Raw genomic sequence first — 15,793 nt, forward strand, 5'->3', positions numbered from 1 at the left:
GTGGATCGCTTGCCGACGGACTTCCAGAATGGCAGATTTCATCTACTCGCTCAATTCCAGTACGATCAAACCGACGCCTATCCTAGAGAAAATTCGAATCGCCGGGGAAGTCGGCTACCAGGCGATTGAGTTATGGCACGACGATATCGATCTCCATCTGCAAGCCGGTGGCTCGTTGGCGGACATCCGCAAAGCATTGGCCGATCAGGGATTGTCGGTGCCGACAACGATTTTCCTGAAAGGATGGTGGGATCGCGCCGGTGACGAGTATCGCATGGCGATGGATGAAATTCGTCGTCGTTTAGCACAAGCCGCCGAGGTCGGAGCACCGCATTCGATTGCCGGTCCGCCGCATCATGGTGTCAGCGACTTCGACCACGGAGCAGAACAATACCGCAAGTTGCTCACCGTCGGACGGGAGTTTGGCGTGAAGCCGGTGATGGAATACCTGGGATTCGCCGATGAAGTCAACACGATCGAAGCGGCCATCGACATTATGGAACGCTGTGGCGATCCAGATGCCACGACCGTGGTCGATCCATTTCACTGCTTCCGCGGTGGCGGGGGAGTGGAAGGTATCGCGAAACTCCGTCCGGAACAGATTGCCGTCTCGCACTTTAACGATGCCCCCGCCGATCCCCCACGCGAAACCCAACGTGATCCGCACCGCGTCATGCCGGGCGACGGTTGCATCGATCTGAAACGCTATTGCGATCTTCTCCGGCAAATCGGGTACGACCGCTGTTTGTCACTCGAATTGTTCCGCGAGGATCTCTGGCAGCAAGATCCTATGGAAGTCGCGAAGGTCGGCCTCGAAAAGATGAAAGCCGCCGCTGAAGCATGAGGCTGTCGTAACAGTCGATTGGTGCTTGAAAACGCCTCAAGTGAGACACCGGGAACGCACGGACCACGCTCACAGCGTAAAAACTCAACTTGGCAAAGGTTCGCGGACGAGTTGGCTGATCTGCTTGAATTGTTCGGTCCCGGCCACTTCACACCATTCGAACAGGACTGACTCGACGGTCACGATCACTGCACCACCGTCACGCAGCCGTTGAAGGGCAAGATTGTGACTCGTCGTCGAGCGGCTACTGACGGCATCGGCGACGACATACACTCGCAGACCGCGTTCCATGAAATCGAATGCGGTTTGCAAGATACAGATGTGGGTTTCAATCCCCGCAAGAATGATCTGATCGCGGGCATTTCCGTCGTCGTCATTCAGAGACCAAGGCAACACCTCGCCGGCACTGAACCGCAACTTTTCTGGGCGGGTCTCGAAGAATTCGACGATTGGCGAAACCGTCGCTCCCAGGCCTTTCGGATATTGCTCCGTCGCAGTAGCTGACACGTCGAGGATGTTTGCCCCGGTTAACAAACGTCGACACCCCTCGATGACCCGATCTGCTTCCGCGATATGCGGAACGAATTTTTCCTGCACATCGACGATGACAAGTCGTGAGCGACCTGCGGACATTAGTTCATGGCTGCGGTGAAAGTCGTTTGGCTGATTCATCGGGGGCAGTTCCAAAAAACAGAGTTACGGATCGGCCGCTAAGTATGTCGCAGTGTCAAAGCGGGTGTCAAACCGAATAAACAGAAACCATAAGGTCAATGAAATAATGGACTTATGGCTTTGACACAAGTTTGACACAAGTTTGACCGCCGCTAGACAGTGTGCAGTTTACACACGCGTAAGATACAGAGTACAACTACGTGTCAAATTGACCTGAATTGAATATTCAGCGTGCTTGAATTCCCATAATCCGCCCGACAGTTCTTCATGGAAAGCCATTCACCCATGTCTGATACAATTGTTCCGGCAACTCAAAACGAGTTAGCCACCGAGGCCGACGCCTCTGGAATTGCAACTTTGGAACCGCCCGTTGAAACGGAAGTCGTTGAAACGGAGTCTTCCTCAACGAAGCCTTTAACGATCAGCGAAGAACGCCAGTTGATCATTGATTTTCATGATCCTGCGAACTTGACCTGGAAAAACCTCGATTGGCTCACACTGGTTTGGACCGGTGTGATGCATGTCGGTGCGGTTGCGGCATTGTTCTTCTTTACTTGGCCGGCGTTCATCTGTTTCCTAGTCATGCACTGGTTAACAGCGAGCATCGGAATTTGCATGGGATATCACCGGTATCTCTCGCATAAGACCATGAAGCTTAAGCCGCCGGCGGAATTTTTCGCCATGCTCTGTGGAACGCTGTCAGCAGAAGGTTCGCCATTGGATTGGGCTGCCACACACCGATTGCACCATCAGAAGTCGGATCAAAAAGGCGACCCGCACTCTCCCAACAATGGCAACTGGTGGTCGCATCTTCTGTGGCTGTTCGTGAAACCACCGAAAGGTCACTGGGAACGAACCCACCGATTGTACGTTCCCGAACTTCTCGACCGCCCGATGATTCGGTTCTTCCAGAAATTCGAATTTGCATTGCTGTTAGGCAGTGGTGTCGTTTTGTATCTGATTGGCGGTTTGCCCATGCTGTTATGGGGCTTGTGCATGCGGATGGTGGTGGCTTACCACAGCACGTGGTTTGTCAATTCCGCCACGCACATTTGGGGCTATCGCAACTACGAAACGCGGGATCGCTCCCGCAATTTGTGGTGGGTTGCACTGCTAAGCTACGGAGAAGGCTGGCACAACAACCATCACGCTCATCCGTCGGTCGCTCCCGCTGGGCACCGTTGGTGGGAAATTGACATGACTTGGATGGCCATTCGCTTCTTGCGGTTCATCGGCCAAGCTTATGATGTCAAAGACAAAATCCCGGATCGTAGTAGCCGCAAAGCTGGCGTCGATGAAAACGACGCTCCAGCGAACCCGATTCCAGCTGCGACCACGTAAGTTAAACTCTGATCTCAATAAGAAAGCCCCGTCCAACAACCGTTGGACGGGGCTTTATCGATTTTATCGTCAATGTCTTCAGACCTATGCCATCGAGTCATACGACGTCGAGACGACCGTCAGGATAACACCGCATCGCCGGACCGGCATCTGCGATCGGCAAGCCATGGACTGTCAGACGGACGGATTCATCCCCGATCCAGCCTTGGACTTCAATCACGGAATTCTCGATCATTGGCGAGACTTCAGTCGACGACTCCGCAGAGAACGTCTTCCATGCAACGCTGTCGACGCCACTGAAAAGTTCTTGCACGCCCTGCACATCGAACCGAAATGCCGCTGGACGTCTTGATCCGTCGACTGGCCCACCCACGTGTTCGACAAGACCAAGATAAACATCGACGGCCCAGTTCGTTTCCGTCAGGCTACATTGAAAGCCGACCCGAGCCACATCATCTTCGGGATCAAACAATTCCGCTGCGTTTTCCACAAGGTCGACTAACCAATCGGGTCGGATATCGACGAACTCTCTCGGCGTGTTTTGGTAGGTCTCCAATTGTTTGAGCAAATGTTGAACGGGGAGGTGCGAATGACTCAACGGCGTTTTCTCCGAATCACAACGTGGACCGCGATCGATACCGCGGCGGGCTCTTATGAATACTTGTCAGGTAGGGGCTGATCGCGAGGAAAGATGTTTGCTGTGAAACATCCTTCTATGATCGCGAAGCTCGATGCCCGGGGTGCGATCTGCGACGGGCACATAGGTGGATATCGGGCGATGTTCCGGCGAAACCGCATGGAAATTGAGCCGCTTCCGTGCTGATCGATGCACCGCGCACGGTTGGACGAAATGGTCCGGCAACGACACGCCTTCCTATCCTTCCGTGTTGTAACGGTTGCGTCAAACAGCGGTATTTGGCGTTGTAACAAGAGTTTTCTCAAGCATTTGCGTCGCTCGACCAGTTTTCAGTTATCGATGGTCGCGTGAGATGTGCTTGTGCGTTTGGATTTCTGACTGTTCAGAATCATTGCTGCGATGATCAAAAGTTGTCTGCACTCGGCGCGTAGAAAAACGGGTTGGCTCGAAATCATTTCAAGCCAACCCGTTCCACATCGAACCCGCATACCCGCATCCGTGCAGCGAGTGAATTCGTTCAAGTCATGGTTGCGTTAGTTCGGTTGCTCATAAGCATGCATACCGTGTTCGCAGAGGTCCAAACCTTGCATTTCCTCTTCCGGTGAAACGCGGAGCAAGCCGATCGTTTTCAGGACCAGGAAGATGACGAGCATTGTGACAAAGGCCCAGACTGCATAGGCGACTGACCCCAAGATTTGCACGCCTAAATCTTTGCCTTCACCGAAGATACCGGTGGCAATTCCACCCCAAATCCCGCACAGACCGTGGACAGGCCATGCACCAACAGGGTCGTCGATCTTCACTTTGTCAAGAAGCACGACACCGAGCACCACAAGGACACCGGCAACTGCACCGATGATGATGGACTCTGGGTTCGTCACGACATCAGCATTCGCGGTGATGCCGACCAGCCCGGCCAAACAACCGTTCAAAGCCATCGACAAGTCCGGCTTTCCAAACATGCCCCATGAGGTCGCCATTCCGAGCAAACCGCCGGCGGCAGCTGCCAGAGTGGTGTTGACCGCGACGAGCATTGTCAGATTGATGTTCGCGACACCTTCGAATGTCAGCACACTACCGGGGTTAAAGCCATACCAACCCACCCAGAGAATGAAGACACCAAGAGCGGCGATCGTCAGGTTGTGTCCAGGCATTGCCTGTGGCTTGCCATCTTCGGAAAACTTGCCGATACGCGGTCCCAAGACAATGGCACCAGCCAACCCGGCGAAACCACCTACTGCGTGCACAATCAGCGAGCCAGCGAAGTCGTGGAAGCCTTTTGCATCCAACCATCCGTAACCCCATTTCCACGAACCACTGATCGGGTAAACGATCGCCGTCAGAATCATACTGTAGATCAGGTAAGCACCGAACTTCATACGGCCGGCGACAGCACCGGAGACGATCGTGGCAGCGGTCGCAGCGAACGCGACTTGGAACAAGAAGTCCGATTGCGGAGACAAGCTTGTCCCGCTCAAACCCTCTGCATCTTGGACTTCCGGACGCCCGATCGAGTCAGGCATTGCAAAGTACCCGTTCGGGTTGCCGTCACCCCACGCACCGGGATACATAATGTTGTACCCGATTGCCCAGAACAATAATGCTCCCAAGCAAAGGTCCATCACGTTCTTGAAGAGGATGTTGACAGTGTTTTTCGAGGCATTGAAGCCTGATTCCACCATCGCGAATCCGGCCTGCATAAACAGCACCAGAACCGCACAGACGAAAAGGATAACGTTGCCGATCCCGTACCAAATTTGCGTATCCATCGGGATGGCAGCGTAAGGATCTTCCTCTTCCGCAGGAGCCTCTTCGGTTTCGGCCTCTTCGGTTTCACCACCCGCTTCTGGACTGGCTTCGGCGGTTGGTTCTTCGTCCTGTGCATAAACAGGGGCCAGACCGAGGACTGGGCTGAGGAAAAGAATGCCGCTCAGAAGTGCTCCGAGCGCAAGTAAGCGTTTCATGGATGGTTCCCTTTCGCAGATGGTGCATCACGGTGGACAACAAAATGTTCAAGTGGGAAACGAAGACGATTCGCAGGCAGCACCGACCCAGCCATCGCGACTTCGCATCATGACGTTCAAGTTGATTCCGAGTTCTCTCCAATCAATGTTCGCGGGGGAGTGGAGGGAGAGACCAACCCGCATGATCGGAAGCTGTGGACTTTCAATAAAATGAGCAGAACGCAATTCGTATGCCTGACCTGCCCGAGTTCTGAGCAACAGGAATTTTCGATGAAAAAAAACGGGTTTTCCCTGTGAAAGCAGGCACTCTTTTTTTGAACACGACCTTCTCGAAGCAAACATGCTTAGACATCGGGCAACGTCTCTGCCCAAAACGAAAGCACCAACGCGCGCTATATCAGCAGCGATAATCATCGAGAATGCCCAGAGGGCGTCCGAATCGGGATTGACGCATTTGCGGTCGGTTGCCACCATACCGCCGCTTCCCGAATCCCGTGGTTGAACTGTCGCGGTCTGTTCGGAATCCGGATTGCCCCTTGTCAGCATAAGGCCAGACAAACCAATGTCTTATCATCTCATCAACGCCGTCGAGGGCCTGGGAGAACCGCGATTGCTCGTCCTGGGAGATTTGATTCTCGATCGCTACATCTGGGGCGATGCCGAGCGAATCAGCCAGGAAGCTCCCGTTGTCACATTGCGGGAAGAGCGACAAGAAGTCCGACTCGGCGGAGCGGCGAATGTTGCTCAGATGCTCTGCGGGTTAAATGCCCAAGTGACCGTTGCCGGAGTCGTCGGTGCCGATGCCGATGCTCAAGTTCTGCGACGACAACTGGAAAAAATTGGAGCCGACTGTGCGGGCGTTGTCGACGATCCGTCTCGTCCCACCACCGTGAAACAACGCTACCTCGGACATGCACCGCATCGTCATCCCCATCAAATGTTGCGGGTTGATCGAGAAACTCGTGAGGCGGTCTCGACGGAAATTGCCGACGAGATCCGCAAATGTATTCTGAGTCGGTTGTCCGAGTTCGATGCCATTTTGATTTCCGACTATGCCAAAGGCGTGTGCACCGCGGAGGTCGTCGCCCCGGTCATCGAGCAGGCTCGGAAAGCAGGAATCCCGGTGTTGGCCGATCCGCCCGGTAGCGGAGCAGGGGCTCACTTCGCAGGCGCCACCGCGATTACACCGAACCGCGTAGAAACTGGCCGCATGACTGGTCGTACCATTAATACGACTGAAGAAGCCTTTGCCGCTGGCGAGCAACTTTGTCGAGAACTGAATCTCGATCACATTTACGTCACGCTCGACAGCGATGGCATTGCCCTCGTCCATGCCGACGGTCGTCGCGAGATGCACTCCACGCGGAAGCGTGAAGTTTGCGATATCACGGGGGCAGGGGACATGGTCATCTCCACGATCGGGCTCGGTCTGGCGGCGGGGATTTCAACGAGCGATCTCTGCAAACTCGCGAATGTCGCTGGCGGATTGGAAGTTGAGCAAATCGGTGTCGTCACCCTGAGCCGCGAAGAAATCATTGCCGACCTGCTACATGGTGCCCGGTCGGTAGAAGACAAAGTCACCGAACTTACCAACGTGAAACGTCACATCACTGCCCGCCGAAAACTTGGGCAACGCATTGTGATGACCAACGGTTGCTTCGATCTGCTTCACATCGGACACGTCGGGTATCTCGAGCAAGCTGCCCGTGAAGGCGATTGTCTTGTGGTCGCGATCAATAGTGATGCCAGTGTTCGGAGTTTGGGCAAAGGAGACGACCGTCCAATTTTCGATCAGATTCATCGCTCCACCATGTTGGCCGCGCTCGAAGCTGTGGATTATGTCGTCGTGTTCGACGAGTCCACACCTCACGCGGTCATCGAATCTCTGCAGCCGGACATGCTTGTCAAAGGCGGAACCTATGCCAAAGAAGAAATCGTCGGCTGGGAAATGGTGGAAGCGTATGGCGGAACGGTAAAACCGATGGGTGAAACTCCTGGCATGTCGACGACACGGATTCTGCAACGCATCCGAGGTCTCGACACTCCGGATGTCCTGCCGCATCCGTCTGCTCGGAATACCGACACCGACCCGTCACTGCCCGAACGCAAAGCTGGTTGATCAATCGTCCCGTTGACACGAAATCGCCGCCCGCTTCCCTAAACAAGTCGCACGCGCGAGAGTAACCCATGAAAATCGGTGTTTTTCTCCCTAACTGGATCGGCGATGCTGTGATGGCAACGCCGGCACTGCGGGCCTTGCGAACGCAATTTCTGTGCTCGGAGATTGTCGGAATTTGCCGTCCCTATGTTGCAGACGTCCTCGCCGGTCTGGATAGCCTGGACCGAGTGATGTTCTACAACCCCCGCGGCAAAGACCGGAATCTTCAGGGTTGGCGGATGGCGCGGACATTGTATCGTGAGCAATTTGATACGCTCGTCCTGCTGCCGAATTCGATGCGATCGGCTTTGATGGCGTGTGTTTCCCGTGCTCCCACGCGTGTTGGATTTGCCCGAGACGGCCGGACGTTGCTACTAACTCACCCGGTGCGTCCGAAACCCAAGTCGGAGCCAAACCCTGTTCTCGATGAGTATCTCCGGCTGACGGAACAGCTCGGCTGTCGTCCGACTTCCAAGCAAACGGAACTCGTCGTACAACCGCAAGACCGCAAACAATTGGCTGACTTTTGGAATACGCAGCCGGCATTGTTGCGGGAACGTCCACTTGTTTGCTTGAACCCCGGAGGGGCGTTCGGAGCCGCGAAACATTGGCCTGCGGAACACTTTGCCGCGTTAGCGAATCGATTCGCAGATGAGTTGGGAAAATCGGTGCTTGTTCTTTGTGGACCTGCGGAACGAGAAATCGCCCGACAGATTGTGAACGAAACCCGGCACCAATTCGTGACGAGCCTTGCAGAGTTTCCTCCAAGCATCGGTTTGACGAAAGCCTGTGTCGAGTCGGCTGAACTGTTGGTGACGACGGACTCGGGCCCGCGACATTTCGCCCAACCCTTCGATGTCCCTGCAGTCACGCTGTTCGGGCCAACGCACATCGCCTGGAGCGAAACCTATGCACCCAAGGCGGTTCACTTGCAGTTAGATATGGAGTGCGGGCCGTGTCAAAAACGTGTGTGCCCGTTGCAACATCATCGCTGCATGAACGAACTCACGCCGGATAGTGTGTTTCGGGCCGCTTGCGAATTGCTGAACCAACAGCCGCAATCACGTCGCGTCGCGTAGCCCATTGAACCAAAGCTTTTCCTAGTATGCCACTGGCTTCGCCAGTGCTTTACCGTTCCAACACTCGCCGAGACTCGCACTGGCAGAACCAGTGACACACAAAACTCACTCTCATCAAGTACGCCGCACCTGAATTGAACCTGTGCCGCGTGAATTCCTCAGCTCCGAGAATCGTGATGCACATTGCCTTCGTTAAAAAACGATTCTCACTTCAAGCCGGGGGATCCGAACGCTACACGGTCACGCTCGCCCGGCAATTTCAGAAACTTGGCCATCAAGTGAGCGTTATTGGCGAGCGTATCGACGAGGATCTCATCGACGAAGTCGAATTTCTGCCGGTGCGAACGAATCGGCTGACGTCTGCATTGCACAACCGCTCTTTTGCCATCCGAGCAGGACAGATCGCCCGAGAGCGAAAGTTTGATATCACATATGGCATCGGACGGTCTTTCGGCCTCGACGCTGTCCGCGTGACGGAGCGGTTGCAATCCCACTGGCTTGGCGTGCGGTATCGCAATGGAGTTACCCGGTCGATACAGCGGATGAATCCTCGACATCGCACGCTAATCGAATTAGAACGCGTGATCTACAATGATGACTCGGTCCGCCGTGTGGTAACGCAGTCCCGCTTGGATCGCGATCTCGTGCGGAAGTATTACAACGTGCCCGAAGAGAAACTCCGCACGATTTACAACGGCGTCGACACAACACTCTTTCACCCGGGTGTGCAAACCGAACGCAAAGCTGTTCGGGAAGAACTTGGCATTTCACCGGATGTGCCGCTGCTGGTGTTTGCGTCGATGGATTTCGAAGGCAAGGGGTTGCGTTCGATTCTCGAAGCCATTGCAAACTCGAAGCATCATGAAACCGAACTACTGGTCCTCGGCACGGGACCGGTTCGTAAGTTTCAGCGAATTGCCGACCAACTCGGAATTGGCAATCGCGTGCATTTCGCCGGAAGACGCAGCGACATCCAACGCTGTTACGGAGCTGGCGACTTATTCATTTTGCCGACCGCGTACGAACCGTTTCCGAACGTCAACCTGGAAGCGATGGCCTGTGGTTTGCCGGTGATGACGTCCACAACTTCGGGCGGTGCCGACATTGTGACTCCGGGCAAGACGGGTTGGTTGGTGCCGACGGTGCATTCCGTGGATGAAATGACCGAGGGAATCAACATGCACTTCGATCTCTCGACAAACGACCGAGAAACGATGTCCGTCCGCTGCGTGGAAACGGCTCGGCAAATGCCCATTGAGAACAACATCCGTCAGACGCTACAACTTTTTGAGGAAGTGCTTGATGAAAAGCGGGCTGCTTGATGTTCCGAAGACATCACCGTTGGAAACCACGGTTTTTGATCACGGTCGCTTGCAGATCGCAAACGATTTCGTCGAAACCTTCCGTCACAACGATCGGCTGACTTTCGCGTCACTCATGGATGCCTCACTTGGGACGGTCGCCAAAAATGTGCTCGCCGAGCGGGTGACGAGTCGCTTCACACTGACGGGCCCCGATGGCGTCGAGCACGCGTTTTATATCAAACGACATGAGCCATCGCCTTGGCGGGAATATCTCAAACCTTACTTGCGACTCCGTCGACCGATTCTCGGCGCACGCAATGAATGGACCGCAATCCAAGATTTCACAGCAGCCGACATTCCCACCATGACACCGGTCGCCCTCGGTGAAGACGGCCGTCGTTCGTTTCTAATTACCGCAGCGATCGAAAACTGTCGCAAGCTGTCGGATTATCTCAGCGATCCAACGACGTCGTCGAATGATGTTGAGCGAATGTCGGTTCTCGTTGCGAAGTTAGCGCGTCAAATGCACGACGCCGGCTTGCACCACCAAGACTTCTACCTGGGACACCTTTTAGTCCCGACGCACGATGTTTGGTCGCAGATCCTTGTGATCGATCTCGGTCGGGCCCGGAAGTTGGCTCGACTGAGTCGTCACTGGGTGGTCAAAGACCTTTCACAGTTATTGTACTCTGCCCGCGACCTAGACGGCTGGAGCGTCAATGCGTTTCTAGAGACTTATCTCGATCGCGAACTTTGTCCGTCTGATCGCCGGTTCTACAACCGCATCGGCAGCAAAGTCGCTGGCATCAAGCAACATTCTGAGAAGAATCGATTGTAGACCGTAGTACGGCTTTCTGTGTCTGTGAAGGTCCCGAGTAACCGGTGACTTCCGACCTCCACAAGACACAAACCGCGACGATCAAACGTCAACTGCTCTACAAGCCTAATGCACGGTCTTGACGTCATCAGGGGTTTTCAGCCGCAACATCACAAGTGCTGCCGCTTGAACCGTGTACTGAGACTCGGCAGGGAAGACTTCAGTTTCGGCGTCTGGATTGGCGGTATCGAGCACCAACTGCCAAGGATAACTTTCGTCGGTCATCGGAAGCGTGAAGTCGATGGCATTGGCTTGATCGCCATTGAAGAACAGCACGAGCGTGTCGCCGGTAATCTGTTCGCCATGTTCATCGACATCGATTGAGTCTCCGAACAAAATCACACCCACGCTGCGCGCGAACCCGGTGTTCCAACCGTCCGCGTCCATTTCTTCGCCGTCCGGATACAACCAAGCGATATCGGACGCATTCGAACCTTCAATCGCTTCACCGTGGAAGAATCGACGACGACGCAACACCGGTTGGTTTTCCCAAATTCGGATCACTTCGCGAGTGAAGGCAAGCAGTTTTTCCTTCCGCTCGTCCAGATCCCAATTGAGCCAAGTCAGTTCATTGTCCTGACAGTAGGTGTTGTTGTTGCCCTGTTTCGTGTGACTGATCTCATCCCCCGCAAGTAGCATCGGCACACCTTGCGAGAACATCAGCGTCGCCAACATGCTGCGTTTTTTGCGTTCGCGGAATTCGATGATTTCCGGATCATCGGTCGGGCCTTCCACACCACAGTTCCAACTAATGTTGTCGTCGGCTCCATCGTTTCCGTCTTCGCCGTTGGCTTCGTTATGTTTGTGGTTATACGAAACCAAGTCGTTTAGATTGAAACCATCGTGACAGGTGATGAAGTTGATGCTGGCGTGAGGACGGCGACTCGACCATTCATAGAGATCGCTCGAGCCACAGAACCGGGTAGCGAATTCACTCACCACGCCGCCGTCACCTTTCCAGAAACTCCGCACCGTGTCACGGTATTTGCCGTTCCATTCAGACCACCCGATCGGGAAGTTCCCCACCTGGTAACCGCCTTCTCCGAGATCCCATGGCTCGGCAATCAACTTGACTTGGCTGATAATGGGATCTTGGTGAATGATATCAAAGAACGCACCCAGCTTGTTCACTTCGTGAAGTTCTCGTGCGAGAGTACTAGCGAGATCGAAGCGGAACCCGTCGACATGCATTTCCAGAATCCAGTACCGCAGACTGTCCATGATCAGTTGCAGTACGCGGGGGTTGGTCATGGCGAAGGTGTTGCCGCACCCGGTGTAGTCCATGTAATACCGGGGATCCTCAGGCGAGACACGATAGTAAGCAGCGTTGTCGATTCCGCGGAATGACAACGTCGGTCCCATTTGGTTGCCTTCCGCCGTGTGGTTGTACACAACGTCGAGGATAACCTCGATCCCGGCTGCGTGCAGGTTTCGCACCATCGTTTTGAATTCACGAACGGTATCTAAGCCCTCCGACTCAGACGAGAACCATGTCTGCGGTGCGAAATAGCCGAGAGTATTGTACCCCCAATAATTGTTCAGACCTTTCTCGACCAAGTGCCGATCGTTCGGGAAGTATTGCACCGGCAAGAGTTCGACGGCATTAACGCCCAAATTCGTGAGGTGATCGATCGCCGCTTCCGAACCCAACCCCATGTAAGTTCCACGCCATTCCTCACGGAGTTCGGGATGAAGCTTGGTGAAGCCGCGAACGTGCATTTCGTAGATTACGGTGCGATTCCACGGATGATTTGGACGTCGATCATCGCCCCATGTGAACGCCGGATCGACGACCATCGCAAGCGGAGCATGGGCAGCACTATCGCGGGAATCGAACGACAAATCTGCATCGGGATGACCAATCTCGTATCCGAATAAACAATCATCCCACTCGGCCCGCCGAGCAATAGCTTTCGCGTAAGGATCGAGCAGCACCTTGTTCGGATTAAAGCGATGGCCTTGCGGTGGATCGTATGGGCCGTGCACCCGATACCCATAGATTTGGCCGGGGATGACATCAGGGAGATAACAGTGCCAAACGAGATCGGTCTGTTCCGGCATCGGGATGCGAATTGATTCCTGCTTTGCATCGGGTGAGTCGAACAAGCAGAGTTCAACCTTAGTCGCGTTTTCGGCATAGAGCGCAAAGTTGACGCCCTTGCCATCCCAAGTTGCACCGAGTGGGTACGAACGTCCGGTCCACACCCGCCGAACTTGTGATGGCACACCGGTTCGTTGTTCTTGTGTGCGAACACCACGAACTCGTTTGTCTTTGCCGACCGGTCGCTTAGGACCTTTGGATTTATTTGAAGTTGGCATATAGCTCTTTCGTTTCTCTTTGGTCGTCGCGGTGTCCCAGTTGCGGAAGCCCCAGTCACCGAAGTGGTTCATGGCTCGATTTGTGACTATCAACCTCACCGTCGATCGCAGACATCATAGCATCAATGTCCAGAGAGAACAGACTCTCAAATTCCGATCGCTCGTTCGCAACTCGCAATGCCATGCTAAGACGGCTAAAATGCACCGACACTTATTCGTCTGATGATACTGTCTCAAATACTTGCATCGTCTGACGAACCACGGTTTTTAGGGTAATAGCATGAGCGTCGTCGATCCGCGTTTCGCATCGTACCTTCTTCTGATTTTCTTGGTCGTACAACCGAATATCGTCCAGGCAGAAGAAACGAAACCGAACATCGAAGCAGATCATTCCGAAAAGATGAAAGCGGGACTGGTCGTATTCAAAGATCGGGTCCGTACAATACTCATCGATAAATGCGTGGAATGTCATGGCGGAAAATCGACCAAAGCCGACTTCGACTTATCCACTCGCAAGGCATTGCTCGACAGCGGCTACGTGGGCAAAACTGCGGACGACAGTTATTTGATGGAACTGATTCGGCATACCGCCGAACCCCATATGCCGTTTAAAGCGCCGAAGCTTTCGGAAACCGAGATTGCTCATATCGCGAAGTGGCTTGATTTGGGGGCTCCGTTCGACAAACCACTCATCGACTCTCAATCCACTCCGGCAAGTCGTTCCCCGGTGACCGATGCCGATCGAGAGTTCTGGTCCTTTCGCCCGCTGCAAGTCGTTTCTCCCCCTGATCACGACGGAAAAACCAGCCCCGACCAACACCCGATCGACGCCTTCATTCGACACCGTCTTGCCGCAGACGACTTGGACCTACTTCCTTCGACAGACCGCAAAGTACTGATTCGTCGGTTGTCGTTCGACTTACTTGGTTTGCCGCCGACACCCCAACAGGTTGCAGATTTTGTCGCGGACCCGAGTCCGAAAGCGTACGAAAAACTTGTGGATTCGTTGTTGGCCTCTTCGCACTACGGGGAACGATGGGCGCGACATTGGATGGATGTGGCTCGGTTTGCGGAAAGTCACGGTTACGAACAAGACTACAACCGTCCCCACGCTTACCACTACCGCGACTTTTTGATTCAAGCACTCAACGACGACATACCTTACGATCAGTTCATCCGCTGGCAAATTGCCGGCGATGAATTTGCGCCAGAGAGCCCTCTCGCAATGATGGCAACTGGTTTCCTTGGTGCCGGTGCATTCCCGACACAACTCACCGAACAAGAATTTGAATCCGCCCGCTACGATGAGTTGGATGACATGATCGGCACCATCGGCACTTCGATCTTGGGGCTGACGGTCGGATGTGCTCGCTGTCACGATCATAAATTTGATCCCATCTCGTCACGCGATTACTATCAACTCGCCGCGACTTTTGCGACGACGATCCGCAGTGAAATTGATTTGCCTCGCGAGTCCGCTACCGGACTTCCCGCAGGTCCTGTGATCAAACCGCCGAAGGGAGAACAAGCCCCCGCAGTCCCGAAAGTCAAAGTGCAAGTCACGTCGGAGGGGTACCCGCATATGAAGCACCACGCGGATGGCAGAGGCTTTCCGCACTTCTATCCACAGGTGCACTTTCTCAAGCGGGGCGATGCCTCGCAGAAAGACGGTGTGGCGGAACCGGGGTATCTCGGCGTCCTCAAGCGGAACGGTCGAACCGATGAGTTCTGGAAAACCGCCGCTCCAGATGGCGTCCAACAGAGTTACCGTCGAACCGGTTTGGCAAATTGGCTGACGGATACACAAGACGGAGCCGGTCATCTAGCGGCCCGCGTGATAGTCAACCGGTTGTGGCATTACCATTTCGGACGTGGCATTGTTAGTACGCCAAGCGACTTTGGTTTCCAGGGCGGACGTCCCTCGCATCCTGAGTTGTTGGATTGGCTCGCGGTCGATCTCGTTCATCACGGTTGGAAGCTCAAACGATTGCACAAGTTGATCGTGATGAGCCAAACCTATCGGCAACAAGCGGTAGACAACGACGCATCGCCGGAGAAACTCGCGTTGCGAACTTCGCTATTCGGTCGCTGGACACCGCGCCGACTCGAAGCTGAAGCCATCCGCGATGGTATGCTTGCGGTTAGCGGGTTGCTCGATGAGACGCCATTCGGCCCCGGTACTCTCGATCAAAACATGCGACGGCGGAGCATTTACTTCTTCATCAAACGCAGCCAACTCATTCCGACAATGATGCTCTTCGACTGGCCGGAACATCTCGTCGGCATTGGGCGGCGGAGTACCACAACTGTTGCCCCTCAAGCACTCGCGTTTCTCAATAGCCCGCAGGCTCGCCAGTACGCCGAAGGACTTGCCAATCGCACCGATGGAGTCGAAACCGCTGAAGCCATTCGCCAAGTCTACGAATTGTTATTCAGCCGCGAGCCGACTTCCGAAGAATCGGCGATCTCGCAAGAGTTTGTAAAAACGCAAGCCGATCTGCACAACGAAGCCGATGCCACCAAGGCTCAACGCCTCGCCTTTGTCGATTGGTGTCAAATGATGCTCAGCACCAACGAGTTTCTATACCTGCAATAGAG

Annotated in this window: 11 protein-coding genes; 7 read left to right on the forward strand and 4 right to left on the reverse strand. The window is 54.4% G+C overall.

Going from position 1 to position 15,793, the window contains the following annotated elements:
* Window positions 1–28: 28 nt before the first annotated feature.
* Complete coding sequence (locus tag AC5DDB_RS07145; RefSeq protein ID WP_491739008.1) at window positions 29–844, forward strand: sugar phosphate isomerase/epimerase family protein; 816 nt, start codon at window positions 29–31, stop codon at window positions 842–844.
* A gap of 84 nt (window positions 845–928) precedes the next feature.
* Here the strand turns inward: AC5DDB_RS07145 and AC5DDB_RS07150 are convergent, their stop codons facing one another.
* Window positions 929–1,516 (reverse strand): isochorismatase family protein, encoded by a 588-nt coding sequence (locus AC5DDB_RS07150; RefSeq protein WP_491739009.1) that lies wholly within the window; start codon window positions 1,514–1,516, stop codon window positions 929–931.
* A gap of 285 nt (window positions 1,517–1,801) precedes the next feature.
* Between AC5DDB_RS07150 and AC5DDB_RS07155 the strand changes: the two genes are divergently transcribed.
* A complete protein-coding gene (locus AC5DDB_RS07155; RefSeq protein ID WP_491739010.1) occupies window positions 1,802–2,857 on the forward strand; it encodes an acyl-CoA desaturase in 1,056 nt (351 codons plus the stop codon).
* 97 nt (window positions 2,858–2,954) lie between these two features.
* Here AC5DDB_RS07155 and AC5DDB_RS07160 read toward each other — a convergent pair whose 3' ends face one another.
* Both AC5DDB_RS07160 and AC5DDB_RS07165 read right to left on the reverse strand, forming a co-directional pair.
* A complete protein-coding gene (locus AC5DDB_RS07160; protein ID WP_491739011.1) occupies window positions 2,955–3,455 on the reverse strand; it encodes a hypothetical protein in 501 nt (166 codons plus the stop codon).
* Window positions 3,456–4,027: 572 nt separating this feature from the next.
* Entirely contained in the window at window positions 4,028–5,458 is a 1,431-nt protein-coding gene (locus AC5DDB_RS07165; protein ID WP_491739012.1) for an ammonium transporter, read from the reverse strand.
* Between the two features lie 562 nt (window positions 5,459–6,020).
* Here AC5DDB_RS07165 and AC5DDB_RS07170 point away from each other — a divergent pair.
* The 4 genes from AC5DDB_RS07170 (at window position 6,021) to AC5DDB_RS07185 (ending at window position 10,837) form a co-directional block, all read left to right on the forward strand.
* The gene (locus tag AC5DDB_RS07170; RefSeq protein WP_491739013.1) at window positions 6,021–7,577 is read left to right on the forward strand and encodes a PfkB family carbohydrate kinase; all 1,557 of its coding nucleotides are present in this window, start codon (window positions 6,021–6,023) and stop codon (window positions 7,575–7,577) included.
* A 68-nt stretch (window positions 7,578–7,645) separates the two neighbouring features.
* Window positions 7,646–8,695, forward strand: a complete 1,050-nt coding sequence (waaF, locus tag AC5DDB_RS07175; protein WP_491739014.1) for a lipopolysaccharide heptosyltransferase II — start codon at window positions 7,646–7,648, stop codon at window positions 8,693–8,695.
* Window positions 8,696–8,871: 176 nt separating this feature from the next.
* Window positions 8,872–10,017, forward strand: a complete 1,146-nt coding sequence (locus AC5DDB_RS07180) for a glycosyltransferase family 4 protein (RefSeq protein ID WP_491739015.1) — start codon at window positions 8,872–8,874, stop codon at window positions 10,015–10,017.
* Window positions 9,998–10,837, forward strand: a complete 840-nt coding sequence (locus AC5DDB_RS07185; RefSeq protein WP_491739016.1) for a lipopolysaccharide kinase InaA family protein — start codon at window positions 9,998–10,000, stop codon at window positions 10,835–10,837. The genes AC5DDB_RS07180 and AC5DDB_RS07185 overlap by 20 nt, the downstream gene beginning before the upstream one ends.
* A gap of 105 nt (window positions 10,838–10,942) precedes the next feature.
* On the opposite strand, the gene glgX is transcribed toward AC5DDB_RS07185, so the two are convergent.
* Entirely contained in the window at window positions 10,943–13,267 is a 2,325-nt protein-coding gene (gene glgX / locus AC5DDB_RS07190) for a glycogen debranching protein GlgX (protein WP_491739017.1), read from the reverse strand.
* 208 nt (window positions 13,268–13,475) lie between these two features.
* Between glgX and AC5DDB_RS07195 the strand changes: the two genes are divergently transcribed.
* The gene (locus AC5DDB_RS07195) at window positions 13,476–15,791 is read left to right on the forward strand and encodes a PSD1 and planctomycete cytochrome C domain-containing protein (RefSeq protein ID WP_491739018.1); all 2,316 of its coding nucleotides are present in this window, start codon (window positions 13,476–13,478) and stop codon (window positions 15,789–15,791) included.
* Window positions 15,792–15,793 lie beyond the last annotated feature (2 nt).

This window comes from Thalassoroseus sp. (assembly GCF_984380535.1).